This window comes from Bacillota bacterium (assembly GCA_024653485.1).
GTDB lineage: Bacteria > Bacillota > SHA-98 > UBA4971 > UBA4971 > UBA6256.
In genome coordinates this window covers 40,363-59,321 of the sequence record JANLFY010000002.1, presented here as the reverse complement: position 1 = coordinate 59,321, position 18,959 = coordinate 40,363, and the positions used below count along the sequence as shown (strand labels likewise).

Sequence of the window (18,959 nt, the reverse complement as noted above, 5' to 3'; positions counted from 1 at the left end):
GGCTTGCTGCACGCACAGTGGTGATCGCTCGCGGCCTGTTTCCCGAAGACCACCCCCCTCGTTTAGTGGGTATTGTCCTGAAGCGTGCGTCGCCCTGACATGGTGTCCGCCCGGTATCAACCTTCAGGGTACCGATGTACGATCTCTCCGAGGGGAAGCACCATGTCACAGATGCCATAGTAACCCGCGATCACTTTCGTGGGAGAAAGCAAGTAGGTAGGATCTATGTCCGACCTCTCATAGTTGACAGACCCGCGCCCCCTGAAGAACTCACCGGGTCGAGCCTTGAGATCGGCGCGCGTGAACACTAGTTGTCTGAGCGACGGTTCTCCTTCGGCAGCTCCTGGTATGTACTTGAGCGAGAACACGGGTCCCAGAGGAAGCTCGGAGAGCGACGCTGGTTCGTCGATGGTGTTCTGGAGCTTCATGATCTTCGTGCCTCGACGCTCGACTTCGCCCAGGACGACCTCCTTGTCGAAGGTGAGCGATATATTGGCGAGCTTCTTGCAGAACCCCCAGATTTCCCTGCCGCCTGCCAGCGGTATCTCGTGACCAACGTACAAGAAAGGCTCATAGGTACCCACGTAATCGCCGTAGCGAACCGTCACGTAGATGCAAGCCTCCTGGCCGGGGCCTTGAGTGCCCATGGGAAGGTCGGAAATCCAGGCGATGACTTTGTTCGACGTAACCTCCAAGGGCTCAGGAACAACGCTCCTTATGGCGTCAATGTCTGCCTCATAGAGCACGAGTTGTACCTTGGCACCGACCCAGTAAATCGGTGGTCTCGGATAGAGCGGAGCGATTATCGGATTCGTGTAACCCCACTCGCGTGTCTTAATTGTCATGGCAGATGACCTCCTGTCAACGCTATGTGTTGAGCTACTCAGAGTCGGCTCCGGAAGACAACCCACGGGCGTCTCCGGTGGTGTCTTCAGCCCAGCCTAGGCGATGCCCTTGGGCCGCCGCCTTCGGGCCAACGTTGACTATGGCTCGATGCCACGCGATGTACGAAGCCGTCCCGACTATCAGCCCGCGAAGACCCTAGCCGCCGCGTCGAACTTGTCTTGGAGAGCGTCATGAAGCGACTTGAATACGCGATAGCCTTCGTCATAGCGGACCACCGAAGAAGGCGACGGCAAATAGGTCTGTCCGCGTTTCACCATTGCGGACGCAGCTTCCTCGACAGACTCGTACAATCCCGCGCCCGTCGATGCCAGAATTGCGCCGCCCATGATCCCTCCTTCAGTTTCCTCGAGCGCGACTATGGGTTTCTTGTAGATGTCGGCTTTGATCTGGCACCACACGGAGCTCCTAGCGCCTCCTGCGGTAGCCCTGATCTCCCTAACACTCACCCCGCTTTCTTCTATGATCTCTAGACTCTGCCTCAAGTCGAAGTTGACTCCCTCCATGATTGCTCTGATGACATGGGCTTTCGTGTGTCGAGTCGTAAGGCCGAAAATGACTCCGCGCGCATTGGGAGTCCCCAGGGTTCGCTCGCCCAACAGGTAGGGAAGGAAGACCACTCCCTCAGAACAAGGCCCCACGGCCGATGCCTTCTTGCTCATGACCTCATATACCGAGACGCCGCACTCCTGGGCTTCACGCCGCTCCTCTTGACAGAACTCGTCCTTGAACCATTTCAGGCTGCCGCCGCCGGCGTCGAGGATACCGAAAGCGATCCAGCCAGGCGCAACGTGATGCAGGTTCATGAGACGGATGTCGGTGACGGGAGACGGGCAGAAGACCGATATGTCCGCAGCAGTGCCCGTGACGTCGCACGCTACTCCGTGGACTGCCACTCCCGCTCCCAGAAGGATACACATCATGTCGCCGCCGCACGTTACGACCGGCGTACCCTCGGCAAGACCCGTCTGCCTTCCGGCTTCTCTCGTTACCGTGCCGACTACGTGGTCCGCCGGCAGAATGGGTGGGAGCTTACCGATGTCAACGTCCAAGACGTCGCAAAGCTCAACCGACCAGGCCTTTCTCTCAGCATCCATCAAGAACGTTCCGGAAGCCTCGGAGTAGTCCGTTGCGACCTCCCCCGTCAACTTGTAGTTGATGAAATCCTTACAGGTAAGGAACTTCCATGTGCGTTCGTAAACCGCCGGGCTGTTCTCACGCAGCCAAGCCATCTTCAGTCCGGTCCAAGACGGACATACCGGATTGCCAGCTAGTCGCGCCAATGCCACCTCGTCATTGGACGCCCGGATTTGTTTGCACAAGTCGGCCGTTCTCTTGTCACACCAGAGGGGAACCGGTCCGGGAACCAGCGATCCATCCTTCGCCAGGGAGACAGGCGCGTGCATCTGTCCACACGCGGCAACACATGCTATCGAGGCTGGATCGACTTCGCACTCCTTCAGCAGCTGCTGAATGTTGTGACATGTCGATGTCCACCACATCTCCGGATCCTGTTGGACCCAATTGGGCTTTGGGCAGTCAACCTCATAAGGGACTGAGACAATCCTCACACACGATCCGCTCGGGTCGACCAAAGCCGCGCGTCCTGTCTCGGTTCCTATGTCGATTGTCAATACGTAGTCCTTTGAACCCATTCGGCTTCACCTCGACCGGAGAACCGAAGTCCATCAGCGCTTGGGCGCAATGGCCCACACATACTCCAGGCATGTCTTGTAGGGATTCTTCACCGCGTGAAACTTTCCAAACGGCACGTAGAACGCGCTGCCTTGGCTTATCTCAAACTCCTCTTCCCCGACAACGGCCGTGCCACGGCCTTTCACAACGAAGTACGCCTCCTCCAGGTCAGCATGTTGATGACCGCGCGTTCGACACCCCGGGTACACCACCGTATAGCCCATGGTGATGCTCTCAGAGCCCCCTTTCTCCGGCGACAAGAGGACGAACGAGTCTCTCACTATTGCATCAGGTTTAGCGTTGAGCAGAGTCGGGAACGAGCACACATCCGAATCCACGGCCTCAACGTGAAGATCAACGACTTTGGGAGACAACAGCCCATGCCTCCTTCCGAATCAGATCAAGATAGACCGAGTTCTTTCAGCTTCTCCTCACTCGGCCGCCCATCCACGCTCCAGCACCGCGTGCGGTAGTATTCATCCAGCATCACGTCATACTCAGCCGAGCCAAGACTATGGCCGGCGGCCGGTCCGGTCGGTATCGGAACGCTCATCCGCGCCGGGAGCAGGTCGTCGCGGCGACCCACGCCTTCCCGGTTGAGGCACAGCCGCTCGAGGTTATATATGCGTTCTCCAATTTCAATGAGTCTTGGTGTCATGTCCAGTCCCGTGACGGCTTTCAGAACGACATCCTTCGGTTTGTCGGTGAGACCCAATGGTCTTCGAGCGTTGGTGCAGATGCCCGACGAGTCCACGAACGCGCGCACATCCTGAAGCCGTTTGACTAGCTCACCTTTGCCTACCAACGCGTATCGGTCATACCGGCCGGACAAGAGTTCATCAGAAATGGTCCAGCCGCCGACGTTGTGGCATGCACCTCGGCTCGAGGTTCCGTACGTCAGTCCTATCCCGTGGAACGCCCGGGGATCGTAGCCGGCGAACGGCATACCCTTGACGTGCACTGCGTACTCAGCCCAGTCGGGGTGACGCTCGAGCACAGCTAGAATACCGTCTGCGAGCTCGGCTCCCAGTCCCTCACGAAGAGTTATCATTTCGATCATCTTCACCAAATCTTCGCCGTCGCCGAACTCGAGAGATATACCAGCCAGATGTCTCGAATCTATTAGCCGGTGCTGGAAAAGGTCCATCGCAAACCCGACCATGTACCCGGCCGTCATGGAGTCTAGCCCATATTCATTGCACAGATGAAGCGCCCCAAGAATCGCAGAATAATCGGTCACGCCACAGTGCCCGCCGAGGGCCCAGCTGGACTCGTACTCGGGCCTCACTGCGCAACCCGCGAATGGCCCCTCCTTGACCTTACACACCTGTCCGCACGCGATGGGACATCTGTAGCATGAGGAATTCTTGAACCAATACTTAGCCTTCATGGTGATTGCGTTGATGGCTTCGATATTCTCCGAGTACGATGTGCGGAAGTTCTCGATGGGATAGCAGCCAAGGTCATTCATGATCTGCGTCAGCTGAGAGGTGCCAAATTCCGCTAGATCCAACTTCTCGCCACGGATCGTCCTGGCTAGTTCCGGCACAACAGCGTCGATCGCCCTGGCGTCACCAACTGGCACTTCCTGGCTGCCACCCACCACTATAGCCTTGAGGCGCTTGGAGCCCATCACGGCCCCGGCGCCTCCTCGGCCAAAGACCCGGTCGTCGGCCATCATTGACGCGAAGCGTACAAGTCTCTCCCCAGCTGGCCCTATGGTCAGGACACTCTCGGAAGGGGAAACCGACGTGTCGCGAAGCTTCTCCATAGTTTCGGACACTGTCAGCCCCCAAAGGTCAGCAGCGTCGCGGATGTCTACGCCCTGCTCCGACACTTTGATGTAGACTGGTGAGGTCGCTCTGCCGCGAACGATGAGGCCGTCGTACCCCGCCGCTTTCAGGCGTGGTCCGAGGTCGCCGCCGGCGTTCGAGCAGGTATAGTGCATGGTGAGAGGTGAGCGGGTGGACAGACTCAGCTTTGTTCCGCAGGGGATCTTCACTCCGGTCAGCGGACCCGTGAAGAAGATCAGCTCGTTGTCTTCTCCGAAGGGGTCGACGGAAGGCCCGGTCCGGTCGTAGTAGTAGCGTGCAGCCACGCCGCGTCCACCAAGCAACGCCTCGTAGTACTCCCCCGGGACTGTCTCCGTCCCCCACTCCCGGGAACTCAGATCAACGAGAAGTAGACGTCCGTGAAACCCTCCTATCGACACCCATTGCGCCTCCTTCTCTGCTAACGTGTGCTCGGTGCGCACCGCGTGCTCTTAAGAACGCTTCGGTCGCCCGGCGAGATGAACGCTGTATTGATATCGGTCCGCCCTAGACACCACTGTCACGTATTCGATCGGCGTGCCCTCCGAGTCATAGGTTACTCGAGCCACCTGTATCAATGGAAACCCCCTTTTCACCCCCAGGCGTTTTGCCTGTTCCCCATCTGCGGCGAGTGCCTGGACTATCTCCTCAGCACTGGCAAGGACCACGCCCAGCTTCTCCTCGAGGACTCTGTATAGAGATTCATCGGTCACCCCTATCTTCATTAGAGGCCTGCCGATCGATGTGACGAGGTAGTTCGTCATCAGAGTCATAGGTTCGCCGTTCGCCATTCGGAGTCTGAATACCTCGACTACCGGCTCGTCGGGCTGCAGGCACAGGACCTCTGCCACTCTGGCAGGCGGTAGTTTCTCTTCGACTCTTAGTTCCCTGGTTTCGACCTTCACACCGCGTGCAAGCATCGTCTCTGTCCAGCTGCTTATGACATTGAGGGGCTGCGTGACTTTGGCAGCGCGCACGAACGTTCCCTTCCCCGGCCGCTTGACAAGCAAGCCTTGGGATACCAGAAGGTCGATGGCATTCCGTACAGTCACGCGGCTCACTCTGAACAGCTGCTCAAGTTCCGGCTCAGGCGGGATGGCCTCCCCAATGACGTACTCATTGGACTCAATCCTGGACCTTATTTCCTCAGCTAGCTGGTAATACAGCGGAGTAGGGTTGTCTCTGTTCAGCATTTCAACGTCTCCCATGTGCTCAAGATCTTGCAGGGGAAATCGTCAGACGCCCCCGCGCAGTGGCCATTATAACGGTAATAGATCATCCCGTTATAACGTCCTTATGAGGAGTATTCGATAGGCAGTCCAGATTTCCTTCTAATCGCGTAAGGATTTTCTGATCACGAGTGTGTCCGCCCGAATGGAGACTCGTCGGAGGGATCGACACGTCATCACGGACCGCCGACGGCGTCAAGGGCGTCAACCGGTCATGCGACCCTAAGCCCATTGTGGCATGGAATCTAGAGAGGTTAACAATCGGGAACCGGGGGCAGCATTAGTACAGTGATCACTACGACTACGAGGTGAAGACGGGTGGGCTCGTTCATTCCCAGGCTGGCCTTTATCCAGCAAGCAGCTCTCGCGTATCCGTTGGGACGCGAACTCATGAATCGGCTAAAGGCCAAAGGCATTGAAGTGTCGGTTTACGAGAAACGGATCCCGGTCCTGCCGAGACAAGACTTCTCAGAGCGGTTCTTCCTGTCCAAGCGAACGATGGTGGTATTGGTATGGCGGGGTCGGGATTTCCAGACTTGCAGGCCATCGGCGCACTATCAGCTGCCCCTGGTATCCGGATGTCCAGGATTGTGCCAGTATTGTTACTTGAACACCAATCTCGGGCGAACCCCTTACGTCAAGGTGTATGTGAATGTCGACGAAATCATGGATCGGGCACGGGACTACGTAGACGAGCGTAGCCCGGCGACCACTGTATTCGAGGGCTCCGCCACATCGGATCCCGTCGCGGTCGAAGCATGGACGGGCTCACTTCGGCGGGCGATAGAGTTCTTTGCCGGTCTGGATAACGCCAGGTTCCGGTTCGTGACCAAGTACACTGACGTCGGCGGGCTGCTCGGGCTCCCACACCAGGGCAAGACCGAGGTCAGGTTCAGCGTCAACTGCAACTACGCCCTTGAGAAATTCGAGACGGGAACGCCGCGGCTTCAGCACAGGCTCAAAGCAGCGCGGGAGATCGCGAAGGCCGGGTACCCCTTGGGTTTTCTCGTGGGACCCATCTTTGTGTTCGAGGGATGGCAAGAGGAGTACGCGAACCTCCTCCGCACAGTGAGGGACCACCTGCCCGAGGACGTTCAGGTTACCTTCGAGCTCATAACACACCGCTTCACGGCGAGGGCCAAGAAGATCATCAAAGAAGTGTATCCTGGCACCGAGGTCCCTCTCGGCGAGGAAGAGCGGAGATTCAAGTACGGTCAGTTCGGATACGGCAAGTATGTCTACCCGGATAACGTGATGGACGAGATTCGAGAGTTCTTCGAGAGCCAAATCGAGGCGGTGCTACCTCACGCAGAGATTCTCTATATTGTCTAGCATTGTCCAGCGTACCCACCCGTGCCATAGCCCGCCTGCTGCGGCGCCGGTGCCACAGCCCCCTGCCACGGCGTCCGTCTCGCAGCGTCCGCAGCACATTCCTTCCCGATGAAATCCTCGCCACTCGCCAAAGGAGAGTAGTCTACTCGGCTCAGGACGGACATGCGCGAGAACAGACGTGAGGCACAGGCCGGAGGATGACGGCATCCACCATGATGTTCCCGACATACTCCCCGACCGCGCCAGCCGTCAACCCCGTGATGAGGTAGCGTTGCAGGAACAGGACTATGAACACCGCCGGAACGAGGCTTATTGCTCCGCCCTCCCCATTCCGGGAACCTCCGGAGGGGATGGTCCGTCATAGATAGAGCGAAACCATAAACCATACGGGGGGTGCTAACCATGAGACAGTTCGGGCTCGGAAGGAGAGGGTATCGTGCAGCCTGGCGTGCGCTGGTGTGTGTACTAGTCTCTTTGCTCGTTGTTAGCGCCACAAGCTCCGTCGGTATTGCAGAGGAAGCCACCGGGTCAGTCAAGAACGCGATTCTCATTTCGTGGGACGGAGTGCAGAGAGAGCACCTACGTGAGCTACTCGACGCGGGTCAACTGCCCAACCTCGAAGCCCTCATAGCCGAGGGCGCGATAGTGGAGATAGACGTGACTCATAAGACGGACACCAAAGCCGGCCATGCGCAGATGCTCACTGGTTATGGTCCGGAGGTCACGGGGGTATTCAGCAACTCCGTGTACCGGCCGATTCCAAAGGGCTACACAATCTTCGAGCGGCTCGAAGACGAGTTCGGTGACGACGGCATCGCAACGATCATGGTTACCGGCAAGGGCGGAAACCTGGGCTCCCAGGGGCCGGCTTCAGAGGCTCGTCGAGCAGGCATGTCAATCGCCAGGCGCGCCCGGAGCCGGTCGGGCGGGACCCGGTTGCTGGACCGGACCCGGCTGAAAAGTGAGAGCATATCTCGGGAGCAGGTCCTCGAAAGGCTGGAAAAGGTGTTCGGGGATGATAAGGTCGGGCGTGCCATAGTCTCCACCATGACTGAGTTCCGCTCCAGGGTTCTGAAGGAGCTTCTGCCGAGGCTGCAGTCCGCACGGATCCCGCAGCTCCCGCGGCTTCCACGACTCCCTGAGAGAGCCAAGGCAAGATATCGCGGGGCAGTGCAGCTACGCCTGCGTCGAGGTGAGCCATATTACAACGCCAAGCAAGACATCGATCTCTTCCAGGGCGACCAGCCAAGGCCTGCTGATGAAGTGGGGCAGCTAGCCCTGAACAGCTTGGATCGGTATGGCACGCAGCGGTTCTTCGCGTTCTTCCACTTCGGTGACCCTGATGCGGCTGGGCACAAGCACGGCGAGAACTCCCAGGACTACTCGAACGCCATCGTGGAAGTAGACCGGTGGCTGGGCCGCATAGTGGAGAAGCTCAAGCAGCTAGGAGTGTACGAGAGGACGCGGATCTACGTTACCTCGGATCACGGTTTCGATGAAGGAAAGACCTCTCACTCGATGGCTCCATACGTGTTCCTCGCCACGAATGACGAGACGATTCAAAGGAGGGGCGATCAGAGAGACGTAGCGCCCACCATTCTCAGCCGCATGGGAGTGGACGTCTCGAAGATCGAGCCGCCGCTTCCCGGGAGGCTTCTGACGGATCCGGAGAAGCCCTGGTAGCGGGCGCAAGACCTCCAAGTGGCCTAGGCCAAAGCAAACAGGAGATGGGTCAGTACAAATTCGAAGGGTGAAGGGGTCCCCGGAAAGGGGACCCCGCACGACACCCATGCTTGCTAGACGACAGCGCACGCTACGCTCGCATTATCGCGTTGCGATACCGCACTTGACTTGCCGATACTTGCCTAGCCGATGGGCGCATGGGCGCGGTGTCATGCCCGATGTTCACGACCACCGGCTTCGCCTTGCGGTCGCCACGCCGCCGTGCCCCTGACGAGGCCTGGGAGCCGGCCATGCCCGGCAAGGGACTCGCCGCTGCGGAACACTGTCCCGAGTACATCGCCGCAACCCGCTCGCGATTGACGATGATCTCCTCGATGCGCGAGATCGGCGCAACCCCGAGCGCGGCCGAAAGCTCGTCCATGCGGTAGTTGTAGCCCAGCCGCTCGTGAGAAAGCCACACCCCGGCCTCCCTCCCCATCGCTGGTTGCACATGCTCCGGCAGAGGCGGGCTACCCCGTCGTCGTCGGTGACGATCATCCCGCCCTCTCCCGTGGTGATCTGCTTGTTGGGATAGAACGCGAACACCGCCCCGTGCGAGAAGGCGCCGTGCCCGACCTTCGTGCCCTTGTATTCGACCCAGGGACTCGCAGGGGTCCTCGATAACCACGAGTCCGTGGCGGTCCGCGAGCTCGCGGATAACATCGAGCCTCGCCGGCTGGCCGAAGGCGTCCACTGGGAGGATGGCCTTCGTGCGGAGGGAGGTGATGGCAGCCTTGCTGAGGTTTGCGTGGATGTCCCCCGTATCGGGCTCGATGTCCACGGGCAACTGCAGCCAGGGGGCTTCAACAGCTGGAAGTCTTGTCCCATGCTACTGATTCGGAGAGCGAATGCTGATCAGGACCGCCCGGCCGCACAGTGCTGACTTCCTGCTCCGTTCCGTTCGTACCGTCGTATTAAGGAACGAACCACCTCTGTTGTCAGCATGCCACAGGAACGGCAAGACGGGAGGTGTCTCCATCGGGATAGATCAGCTAGCGGTTGCTAGAGGTTCGTTAATTCCGCCAACTTGCCAACATCTGGCGGGTTACCGGTACTCGGCTCCAGGGACGCCGCCCCGAGCGAGGCACCTTGGCAGAATCCCGCCCATTGGGCGAGTGACCGGATTCTGCGGCCTGTCGTGCAATCACCGGCAACTCCTCCCAGGAGTCGGGATCATTTCTGCACTCTCACATAGGCTGCAAGGAGGCGCAGCAGGCTTGCACGAGCCAGTCGCTCCTAAGGACCTGACGACTTGCGAAGCTCATCCATGAACCGCCTCAAACATACGAAGAAGGCCCAGGAGGCCTACTTCTGCCAGATGGATAAGGGGGCCGGAGTCCGCCACGACAGGACCTACTGCTCCAGCCCCCATTTGAGATCCTCCTTCGCCGCATCATACTGCCGCTCCGCCAGCTCGACCCAGTCGATCCCTACGAGCTCGACTGCCTCGTCGCGGCTAAGCTCGCCTCGGAGATAACGGCCGAGGGTCCGTTCACGCCACAACTGGCGAAGGCCTGCGCGAAGTGCCATTGCCAGTATCTCAACTTCGGGCTTCTTGCTCTCCCGAGACAGGACCTCCAAGTAGGTCAAGGTGGTCTCCACCAGACACCCCTCCTTGTGGGGCATGCGCCTTTGCCCGACGCAACGCCATTTGCCCATTTGCCCCTATGTCTGCCGGGGTCCCGCGCCAAGACAAGTCACTGCGGAGCGCCAGACGCTCCGTTAAATTCATTATATTATCCGAAAGGGACGGTTCAAAGCGTTGAAACAATAGTGGGCGCGTGCAGCGGTTGTGTCACCCAACAGTTTCCACTTTTCCACGCGCTGCCTACCTGGCAGAGTAGCGTTAGCCCTGCCTCCTGCCGAGCCCAGCACTCACGAGAGTGCAGGTGATTCTGTCTGCACCGGGCATGCCCTCTCGGCGCCCGCCTCCATGGCATCGCGACCACGAGGATCGTGAGTGTGCTTACCGCACCTCCTCCAGCGCGCGCTCGAGGACGCCGGCGAAGCCTGTCCCGCAAGAAGCTCAGCGGCCGGAACAACAACTCCCCGGGATTTCGGAGGAGTTCAAGGAGCAGATCGTACGGGGATGTCAGCAGGCCGGTAACTAGCCGTAGTGGCTGGGCCTCACTAGAGCTTGGGGGAAATGGCTGCCAACCGGGTGAGGGCAGCCGGGGCGAGAGGGTCGCAAGCCCCCTTCCGAGGGGTAAGGACGCGAGGCCCACAGACAGCGCCCATGCCGGGCGCACAACACCACGGCGTGCCGGCTGCCGGCCGCGTCAGGATGTGGTAACTGCCACAATGACCAGGTGGGGCGCCCTCACAGTTACACATATCCTTATGGGCACGGAAGGAATTCCGAATTCGGCGGCGAACTCCCTTGTTGCTGACATCAGATGGGCTGACGTCAGACCAGATGTCTTTTGATTCTATGGGAAGTTCAACACGACCATGTTCCACCGGAGGCTATTGAATTGGATCGGATCATACGGCAGAAAGTGCCTGCCGCGGTAGCGCAGCAGATCGAGAAGTACATCAAAGATGCAAGGCTAGTCCCGGGTTCCCGACTTCCCAGTGAGCGTGAGCTGATGAAGCTCCTTGGGGTGGGCCGGTCATCTCTACGCGAAGGCATACGAATCCTGGAGGTCAACGGCGTCGTCGAGATTCGCGAAGGGAAAGGGACTTTCGTGGCTCCCGGCCCCCCGGACCACCACACCGTCAGGATGCAGTTTCTCTCCGACAAGCGCACCGCTCTGCAAGCTTTGAAGGTCCGCCGTTACCTCGAGACGCTCGCCGTCGAAGAGGCCATCGAGAACGCCACCGAAGAGGACCTCAAGGCCATCGGTGAGGCTCTCGATTCTCTGGAAAGGGCAAGAGCCGAGGGGCGCAGCAACACCAGGGAGGACGCCGCCTTTCACCAACTGATATACAAGGTATCTGGCAACGATGTACTCGCCCAGGTGCTCTCGGCAATCAAGGAACTCTCTCTGTTCTGGGAAAATCCACTCGGCGACTCTCACTTGTTCGACGACTCGCATGAGTTCCACCGACCGATCTACGACGCGATCTGTGCACGTAACAAGGCCGCCGGCAGGAAGAGCGTCAGGCGGCTCATGGATAGGATCGAGGCAAATATCAGGAAGAAACGACCGTAGGTGCGGCCTTCAAAGGCAGGAGTGAGCAGGAGCGCGCCATGCAAGGCGCCATGCAAGGCGCCATGCGAGAAGGGCGTGAAGGCCAAGTCGCGAAGACCAAGCAGGGAGGTGGTGACGGAGTCGGCAGACCGAAGCATGTGTTGCAGTCGGCGTCGTCGTGCATAACGTTGTCAGCGTGAACGCTATCGAAGTTGGCACCGGGAGAGGCAGCGCCACTGAAGTTAGCACTGCTGAAGCTGGTACTGCCGAGGTCAGTGATGCTGGAGCTAGCACCGCCCGATTAAGCCCGGTCGGGATCGGCACGTGGTGGGATCAGCACCGGTCGGGATGGGCGGCGGCCGGAACCACCAATCGAAGCGAGCGCGACCAGCGTCAGCGCCGCCAGACGGGAATCCACATCATGAACACGCACTATACGAGGAGGGGATATTCGTGCGCAAGGCCGGAATCAGCCTGGTTCTGTGTGTCGTCATGATAGGAGCGTTGGCATTGTCGGGAATAGCCGCTGCAAAGACAGTTACCCTGAACCTCGTGATTGTGATGCCCAGTCCCACGCGTGACCAGTTGATGGCGTCCGTCCTGAGCGAGTTTGAGAAGCAGAACCCCGATATCAAGGTCAACCTGATCTCGCTTCCGTGGGAGGAGTCCTATCAGAAGCTACTCACCATGTATACAGCGGGCCAGGGACCCGATGTCACCGAGATGACGGAGAAATGGGTATCTCAATTTGCCGCAATGAGGGCACTTGAGGATCTCGCGCCGTACGTCGAGGCATGGGACAAGTGGGGGGATTTCACGAGTGCGGCTCGGCAAATGAGCCGGATAGCCGGGAGCGGGGCCTACCTGATCCCGTGGGGCTTCTATGAAAGGGCGCTGTACTACAGGGCGGATTGGTTCAAGGAGGCCGGGCTGAAGCCGCCTGCGACCTTTGAGGAATTCCTGAGTGCCGCAGAGAAGCTGACCAACAAGGCGAAAGGCCGTTACGGTTACGCGCTGCGAGGGGCAAGCGGGTGCTGGGACAACATCCAGCTCTGGATGCTCGGCTACCTCGGCAGCGGCGACTACTTTGACAGCGAGGGCAAGTGCAACCTCAACAAGCCGGGAGCCGTCAAGGGGCTTGAGAAGCTCGCCGAGATCTACAAGAAGGGCTGGGCATCCCCGGACTCGATAACGTGGGGTTTCAACGACATCGTCGGGGCTTTCTACTCTGGCCACGCCGCGATGCTCGACCAGGACCCCGATACCTTGACAGCGGTACAGACGCACATGGCAAAGGGAACATACGCTGTGGCTCCACTCCCACTCGGACCGTCTGGGAAGAGCTTCTTCCAATTGGGCTTCGCTGGTTGGTCCATGTCAAAGGGGACCAAGTACCCCAAGGAGGCCTGGAAGCTCCTATCATTCCTGGCTTCTCCCGAAACCAGTGTGAAGTTCGCAGCAGACACCGGCGCGCTGCCTGTTGCAAGAAGTGCCCAGAAGGTGGGGATTTACCAAGATCCGATCTACCAGGCGTGGTTCACCGAGCTCGATGCGCCCGAGTACGTGAAGATCGTTCCTCCGTGGTACCTGCCTGAGTGGGGCACGTTCTTCAACCAGATCGTTCCCACGGACTTCCAGAAGGTGCTCCTGGGGCAGATGACAGCGCAGGAAGCCGCTGACAAGTGGGCGAAGTTCCTTACCGATGCCGAGCAGAAGTACCGAAAGCGCTGACGCATCATAGAAACGTTAGCGCACCATAGAACCCTCGCAGGGAGGGACGCGACGGCGAGGACGCGGCGGCGATGTAGACCCGCAGCCGCAGCTGAGCGTCCCTCCACTCCGAGGGCCCGAGAGCCTCTCCTGACCCGAAAGCCACCCAGAGGAGAGAGGAGGTACCGCCCGACCGCAAGACCGCAAGACCGCAAGACCGCAAGACCGCAATTCCCGGTCCATTGCCAGGCGTGGCGTTGCCATCCGGCGACAGCCCCGGGAAGACGTTCGTCTGGAGCCCAATCAGGAGCCGAGGAGGACTCGGACATGCACGCGCGCTCGAAGTCCTGGACAAGAAAGCTAACTCCGTACCTAATGCTGAGCCCTTCCTATGCATTCATAGTCACGCTGATGGCCGTGCCCGTTGGCATGGGCATCCTGTATTCGTTCCAGAACTACATGTTCTTCGACCCATTCAACAGGGCCTTCATCGGGCTCGACAACTTCTCTCGTATTCTTGGCGACCGCACCTTCTGGACAGCCGTCCGGAATACCGTGGTATGGACAGTCGTCTCTCTTGCATTGCAGTTCATCCTGGGCATGACCTTGGCCCTACTCCTAAACGCCGGGCCATTCCCGGGCAAACCCTTGTATCAGGCACTAGTGTTCTTGCCCTGGGCGGTGCCGGGGTTTCTCATCGGAATGACTTGGAAGTGGATGTTCAATGCGGAGCTTGGAGTGATAAGTGACATACTCATGCGGTTACACCTAATAAGCCAGCCGGTTGGCATCCTTTCGAACCCGTCCACTGCGTTGCTAGGGGTTATCGCCGCCAATGTGTGGTTCGGCGTGCCGTTCTTCGCCATCACGTTGCTGGCAGGCCTGCAGTCCATACCATACGAGCTGTACGAGGCCGGGACGATCGATGGAGCGTCGTCAACCGGTCTCTTCTACCACGTTACACTCCCTCTCCTCAAGCCGACAATCATCGTATCCACGCTCCTTAGGTTCATCTGGATCGCCAACTTTCCGGACCTCATCTACATAATGACCGAGGGCGGTCCCGCAGGTGCCTCCCAGACCCTCGCAACGTACATCTTCGCTACGGGCTACAAGTCGCTCAACATTGGATATTCTGCAGCGCTCTCTGTCGTGCTGTTCCTCGGGCTACTCGTCTTCGCAGCAGTGTACATGGGAATCACCAGATTCGGGAGGGAGGGCGCATGATTCACCGCAGACCCGCTTGGCAACGAGTGGGGCGTGGGCTCGGGCTTCTCTGCTTCCTTGTCTTTGCATTGTTCCCATTGTATTGGATGGTCCTGACCTCGCTCAAGCCAACCCAGGAACTGTTCTCGCACAACATCAACTACTGGCCGCTGAATCCCAGTCTGCAGCACTACCTGGGAGTGCTCCGGCGCACATCGTTCCCGGTGTACTTCAGGAACAGCCTGCTCGTCGCGGGCATCACATCGTTGACAGTCCTGGTGATCAGCATCTTCGGTGGGTATGCTATCGCCAGGTTCAGGTTCAAAGGCAGGCAGGCAAGCCTGATGATTCTCCTTGCCACCCAGATGTTCCCCGGGGTCATACTGGTGAGCCCGATCTTCATCTTGTTCGCCAAGATGCATCTTCTCAATACCCTCGTCGGCTTGATTCTCATATACGTTACGCTCAACATACCATTCGCAGTGTTCCTGATGCGCGGGTACTTCGAGAGCGTCCCTGTCGAGATCGAGGAGGCAGCACACATCGATGGATGCAGCCGTGTGGCGGCCATATGGAGGGTGCTCGTGCCGTCGCTGTGGCCGGGACTCGTCGCCACGATCGTATTCGTGTTTACCGCTGCGTGGAGCGAGATGATATTCGCGATAATGTTCATCAACAGCGAAGGACTCAAGACGGTGCCCGTCGGGCTAACGATGTTCGTGAGCAAGTTCAACGTCGACTGGGGCATGATGATGGCCGCCGCGACGTTGGCACTCATCCCGGTGGCAATCCTATTCGGTTTCATACAGAGGTACCTGGTCCAGGGCCTTACCATGGGCGCGGTCAAGGGCTGATTGAGCGCGGGCGGAGGTGGGGCCCAAACGGGCGCGGGTATTCCGGCAGGTCTGCCGGCGCACGGCCCACGGATGGACCGGACTTCCGATGGAGGTGCACGGCGATATGGCACGCAGGAATGATCAGGCCAGGATGTCACAATGGAAGCAGCAAACTCGCTTACTACACATCGGCGAAGAACCGGGCACGTACTTGAACGCGGTAGTGCCCCCGCTCTTCCAGACTTCGCTCTTCGTCTACGACAGCTATGAGGATCTAGACGAGGCTTTTGGTAACAGGGAACACCACTTCATATACACGCGCGAACAGAATCCAACGGTGGAGCTGACCGCCTCCAAGATCGCGGATCTCGAAGGCGCTGAGGCCGGGAAGCTCTTTGGCTCCGGCATGGCCGCAATATCGTCCACCATCCTGTCCCAGGTTGGCTCGGGAGACCACATCGTATGCGTGAAATCCGCGTATGGACCGGCGATGAGTTTCCTTCGTGGCTGGCTTCCCCGTTTCGGGGTGACCACGACGTTCGTGGACGGCAAGGACGCCGCGGAGTTCGAGGCCGCGATCAGGCCGGAGACGAAGCTCATATACCTAGAGAGCCCAACAAGCATAATCTTTGAGCTCCAGGACCTTAGGGCGGTGTCTGCAATAGCGAAGGAGCATGGCATCGTCACCGCCATCGACAACTCGTGGGCCACGCCGGTGTTCCAGCGTCCGATCGAGTTTGGCATCGACCTGGTGATCCACTCGGCCAGCAAGTACCTCGGCGGACATAGCGACATAGTCGCCGGTGTCGTCGTAGGCCGCAAAGCCCTCGTGGACAAGATCGCCGCTAACGAGCGAGTCCTGCTCGGCGGCATTCTCGGACCGTTCGAAGCCTGGCTGCTGCTTCGAGGGCTTCGAACTCTAGACGTTCGCCTCAGGCGCCACGAACAGAACGCCATGAAAGTGGCTCAATTCCTTGCCGCACACCCTAAGGTGGCTCGCGTCAATTACCCCGGGCTTCCCTCATACCCTCAACGCGAGCTAGCAGTCTCCCAGATGTCGGGCTCGAGTGGGCTCATGAGTATCGTGATCGACACCGACTCGGAGGGCGTGAGACGATTCGTGAACGGTCTCACCCTCTTCGGCCTGGGGGTAAGCTGGGGCGGGTTCGAGAGCCTCGCATGGGCGCCGATCATCAGCATGGCCAAGGAGCAGCCGGAGGCCGTATGGAAGGCGGCAGGAGTAGAGCCTGCCCTCGTAAGGCTTGCGATCGGCCTCGAGGACGCCGACGATCTCATAAGTGACTTGGATACGGCTTTAGCCTTAGTCTGAGTGCAAGGGCAAGCGGAAACCGGCCGCTCGCAGCGTCGGCCACGGCACATACATGACCCTCCCGAGGGCGCGGTCACGCGGCCACCGCGAGTGCGACGCGGCGAGCCGCTATCTGGGGCGACGCTCCGCGGGCGCTGTGCTCCGCGACTCGCTTCGCGTCCAACGCCGCCTCCTTACTCTAGCTGCGCTCTTGCCGCGACTTATCACACCGCCCCGCAATGAGCCGTCATTTCATCCCAGTCAGGGCAATTCCCTGGACGATCTGCCTCTGGAAGAAGGCAAAGACCACCACGACCGGGACCACAGCCAGGCTCGCCGCAGCCATTATGAGCTGCCACTCCGGCCCCGCTTCCCCACTGAAGAGGGCGATACCCACCGGCAGGGTGCGCATGGCAGGGCTTTCAATGACGATGACGGGCCACAAGAACGCGTTCCAGTTTCCCAGGAATACCAAGATACATAAGGCCGCTAAGGCGGGTTTTACTTGGTGCAATGCCACATGCCACCACACCCCGAACTCGCTCAAGCCATCGATCCTAGCTGCGTCCAACAAGTCATCGGGGATGCCCTGCATGAACTGGTTCATGAGAAACACGCCGAACGCCGACACGAGGCCCGGCAACATGATGCCCCAGTATGTGTCCACAAGCCCTGCCCTCGTAAACATCATGTACCAGGGAATGATCAACATCTCGGTGGGGATCATGAGCGTGCTCAGGATCAACACCAGGATCAACCCGCGCCCAGGGAACCTGATCTTTGCCAGACCATATCCCGCCATCGTGTCAAAGAAGGCCTCGCTCATAGTGGTGATAACCGCCACTATCGCGCTGTTCAGATACCAGCGTAGGTACTGGGTGCCTTCAAGCAGCGTACGGTAGTTCTCCCAGGTCGGCCTGCGCGGTATCAGGCTGATGTTGAAGACCTCCGCGCTCTCCTTGAACGACGTCGCAAGCATCCACAAGAACGGAAAGACCATCAAGATGACCCCGGCTATGAGAAGGGCATGCAGGCTGGCGGCACGAACATCCTGGGTTCGGAGCAAGACGCCCGCCTGTCTCGCTCTCTCACGTACATCCCTCTGCATTGCTGACTCTCGCATCGGTGGCGTTCTCCTCTCATCTGACCGGGACCGGCTCAGTATTCTACGCGACGACTCAGGACCTTGAGCTCAATCAGCGTTGCCACCAAAATGATCGCGAAAAGGACAACGGTGATGGCAGACGCATATCCCATCTGGAACCGATAGAATGCTTGCTTGTAGATATACACAACCAAGCTGAGCGTGCTGTTCAGGGGACCGCCGAGGTCTCCCTGCCCATAGCCGCCGGAGGTCATGTTCATGATCTGGGTGAAGATTTGAAGGGAATTGATTGTTCCCAAGACCGCCAGGAAAACGACGGTGGGATTCAGTAGCGGGAGCGTGACATACCGAAAGACGTGCCAACTGCTTGCCCCATCGATCTTAGCCGCTTCCTTGTACATCGAGGGAACCATCTCCAGACCGGCAAGGAAGATCACCACGTAGTACCCAAGCGCCTGCCACACCACCACCGCAGTCACGCAATACAAGGCTTGCTCCGGCCCTGACAGGAAAGATTGAGCTGGCAATCCCAGGCTGAGCAAGATCTGATTGAACACGCCGCCGTTCTTAAAGTACATCCAGCGCCAAACCCAGCTCACCGCGACAGTGGACGTGATATACGGAACAAAGTATATCGTGCGATAGAACCCTCTAAAGCGATTCACAGATTGAATCGTCACGGCCACCAGGAGGCCCAGGATGAGCTCTAGGGGCACGGAGATCACGACGTACAGGAGGGTATTGAGGGCGGCTTTCCAAAAGACCTGGTCATGCCATAGCTCAACGAAGTTCCGCAGCCCAACGAAAGGCTTTCGCGCCGACATGACGTCCCACTGGTGCAGGCTCATGTTCAGAGCCGATAGCGCTGGGTAGATGCGGACGACCAGGAAAAAGATGAGTGGCAGCGCGAGAAACGCGTACCCCCACAACGCCTTCCGTTGGCGCAAGGACAAGTGCATGCTCGCCA

The 18,959-nt window shown here is 59.0% G+C and carries 16 protein-coding genes; 7 read left to right on the top strand and 9 right to left on the bottom strand.

Features of this window, described 5'->3' with window-relative positions; genetic code table 11:
• Nucleotides 1-116 precede the first annotated feature (116 nt).
• The 5 genes from NUW12_01800 to NUW12_01780 all read right to left on the bottom strand — a co-directional run bounded on the left by NUW12_01800 (nt 117) and on the right by NUW12_01780 (nt 5,602).
• Complete coding sequence (locus tag NUW12_01800; protein ID MCR4401506.1) at nt 117-845, bottom strand: acetoacetate decarboxylase family protein; 729 nt, start codon at nt 843-845, stop codon at nt 117-119.
• Between the two features lie 180 nt (nt 846-1,025).
• On the bottom strand, nt 1,026-2,558 hold the full coding sequence (locus tag NUW12_01795) for an FGGY family carbohydrate kinase (protein ID MCR4401505.1): 1,533 nt from the start codon (nt 2,556-2,558) through the stop codon (nt 1,026-1,028).
• Between the two features lie 33 nt (nt 2,559-2,591).
• Nucleotides 2,592-2,972, bottom strand: coding sequence for a dimethylsulfonioproprionate lyase family protein (locus NUW12_01790; protein ID MCR4401504.1), 381 nt, complete (start codon nt 2,970-2,972; stop codon nt 2,592-2,594).
• A 26-nt stretch (nt 2,973-2,998) separates the two neighbouring features.
• Nucleotides 2,999-4,810 (bottom strand): aldehyde ferredoxin oxidoreductase family protein, encoded by a 1,812-nt coding sequence (locus NUW12_01785; GenBank protein ID MCR4401503.1) that lies wholly within the window; start codon nt 4,808-4,810, stop codon nt 2,999-3,001.
• A gap of 51 nt (nt 4,811-4,861) precedes the next feature.
• The gene (locus tag NUW12_01780) at nt 4,862-5,602 is read right to left on the bottom strand and encodes a GntR family transcriptional regulator (protein ID MCR4401502.1); all 741 of its coding nucleotides are present in this window, start codon (nt 5,600-5,602) and stop codon (nt 4,862-4,864) included.
• 354 nt (nt 5,603-5,956) lie between these two features.
• Between NUW12_01780 and splB the strand changes: the two genes are divergently transcribed.
• On the top strand, nt 5,957-6,970 hold the full coding sequence (splB, locus tag NUW12_01775) for a spore photoproduct lyase (protein MCR4401501.1): 1,014 nt from the start codon (nt 5,957-5,959) through the stop codon (nt 6,968-6,970).
• A gap of 402 nt (nt 6,971-7,372) precedes the next feature.
• The gene (locus tag NUW12_01770; protein MCR4401500.1) at nt 7,373-8,653 is read left to right on the top strand and encodes an alkaline phosphatase family protein; all 1,281 of its coding nucleotides are present in this window, start codon (nt 7,373-7,375) and stop codon (nt 8,651-8,653) included.
• Nucleotides 8,654-8,783: 130 nt separating this feature from the next.
• Here NUW12_01770 and NUW12_01765 read toward each other — a convergent pair whose 3' ends face one another.
• Together NUW12_01765 and NUW12_01760 are read right to left on the bottom strand one after the other, a co-directional pair.
• A complete protein-coding gene (locus NUW12_01765; protein MCR4401499.1) occupies nt 8,784-9,473 on the bottom strand; it encodes a DegT/DnrJ/EryC1/StrS family aminotransferase in 690 nt (229 codons plus the stop codon).
• Nucleotides 9,474-10,045: 572 nt separating this feature from the next.
• Nucleotides 10,046-10,294, bottom strand: coding sequence for a hypothetical protein (locus NUW12_01760; GenBank protein MCR4401498.1), 249 nt, complete (start codon nt 10,292-10,294; stop codon nt 10,046-10,048).
• Between the two features lie 872 nt (nt 10,295-11,166).
• Between NUW12_01760 and NUW12_01755 the strand changes: the two genes are divergently transcribed.
• From NUW12_01755 to NUW12_01735, 5 genes are all read left to right on the top strand, one after another.
• Complete coding sequence (locus NUW12_01755) at nt 11,167-11,847, top strand: FadR family transcriptional regulator (protein MCR4401497.1); 681 nt, start codon at nt 11,167-11,169, stop codon at nt 11,845-11,847.
• 432 nt (nt 11,848-12,279) lie between these two features.
• Nucleotides 12,280-13,557, top strand: a complete 1,278-nt coding sequence (locus NUW12_01750) for a sugar ABC transporter substrate-binding protein (protein ID MCR4401496.1) — start codon at nt 12,280-12,282, stop codon at nt 13,555-13,557.
• Between the two features lie 306 nt (nt 13,558-13,863).
• On the top strand, nt 13,864-14,763 hold the full coding sequence (locus NUW12_01745; protein ID MCR4401495.1) for a sugar ABC transporter permease: 900 nt from the start codon (nt 13,864-13,866) through the stop codon (nt 14,761-14,763).
• On the top strand, nt 14,760-15,596 hold the full coding sequence (locus NUW12_01740) for a carbohydrate ABC transporter permease (GenBank protein MCR4401494.1): 837 nt from the start codon (nt 14,760-14,762) through the stop codon (nt 15,594-15,596). Before NUW12_01745 ends, NUW12_01740 begins: the two co-directional genes overlap by 4 nt.
• A gap of 106 nt (nt 15,597-15,702) precedes the next feature.
• On the top strand, nt 15,703-16,908 hold the full coding sequence (locus NUW12_01735) for an aminotransferase class I/II-fold pyridoxal phosphate-dependent enzyme (GenBank protein MCR4401493.1): 1,206 nt from the start codon (nt 15,703-15,705) through the stop codon (nt 16,906-16,908).
• A gap of 226 nt (nt 16,909-17,134) precedes the next feature.
• Here NUW12_01735 and NUW12_01730 read toward each other — a convergent pair whose 3' ends face one another.
• Nucleotides 17,135-17,887 carry a carbohydrate ABC transporter permease gene (locus tag NUW12_01730; GenBank protein MCR4401492.1) on the bottom strand — a complete coding sequence of 251 codons (753 nt, stop codon included), beginning with the start codon at nt 17,885-17,887 and terminating at the stop codon, nt 17,135-17,137.
• Nucleotides 17,888-18,045: 158 nt separating this feature from the next.
• A complete protein-coding gene (locus tag NUW12_01725) occupies nt 18,046-18,951 on the bottom strand; it encodes a sugar ABC transporter permease (protein ID MCR4401491.1) in 906 nt (301 codons plus the stop codon).
• Nucleotides 18,952-18,959 lie beyond the last annotated feature (8 nt).

Coding starts and splice junctions, on each gene's coding strand:
- NUW12_01800 (MCR4401506.1), bottom strand. CDS start 845: ATGACAATTAAGACACGCGAGTGGGGTTACACGAATCCGATAATCGCT.
- NUW12_01795 (MCR4401505.1), bottom strand. CDS start 2,558: ATGGGTTCAAAGGACTACGTATTGACAATCGACATAGGAACCGAGACA.
- NUW12_01780 (MCR4401502.1), bottom strand. CDS start 5,602: ATGCTGAACAGAGACAACCCTACTCCGCTGTATTACCAGCTAGCTGAG.
- NUW12_01770 (MCR4401500.1), top strand. CDS start 7,373: ATGAGACAGTTCGGGCTCGGAAGGAGAGGGTATCGTGCAGCCTGGCGT.
- NUW12_01745 (MCR4401495.1), top strand. CDS start 13,864: ATGCACGCGCGCTCGAAGTCCTGGACAAGAAAGCTAACTCCGTACCTA.
- NUW12_01740 (MCR4401494.1), top strand. CDS start 14,760: ATGATTCACCGCAGACCCGCTTGGCAACGAGTGGGGCGTGGGCTCGGG.
- NUW12_01735 (MCR4401493.1), top strand. CDS start 15,703: ATGGCACGCAGGAATGATCAGGCCAGGATGTCACAATGGAAGCAGCAA.
- NUW12_01730 (MCR4401492.1), bottom strand. CDS start 17,887: ATGGTCTTTCCGTTCTTGTGGATGCTTGCGACGTCGTTCAAGGAGAGC.
- NUW12_01725 (MCR4401491.1), bottom strand. CDS start 18,951: ATGCACTTGTCCTTGCGCCAACGGAAGGCGTTGTGGGGGTACGCGTTT.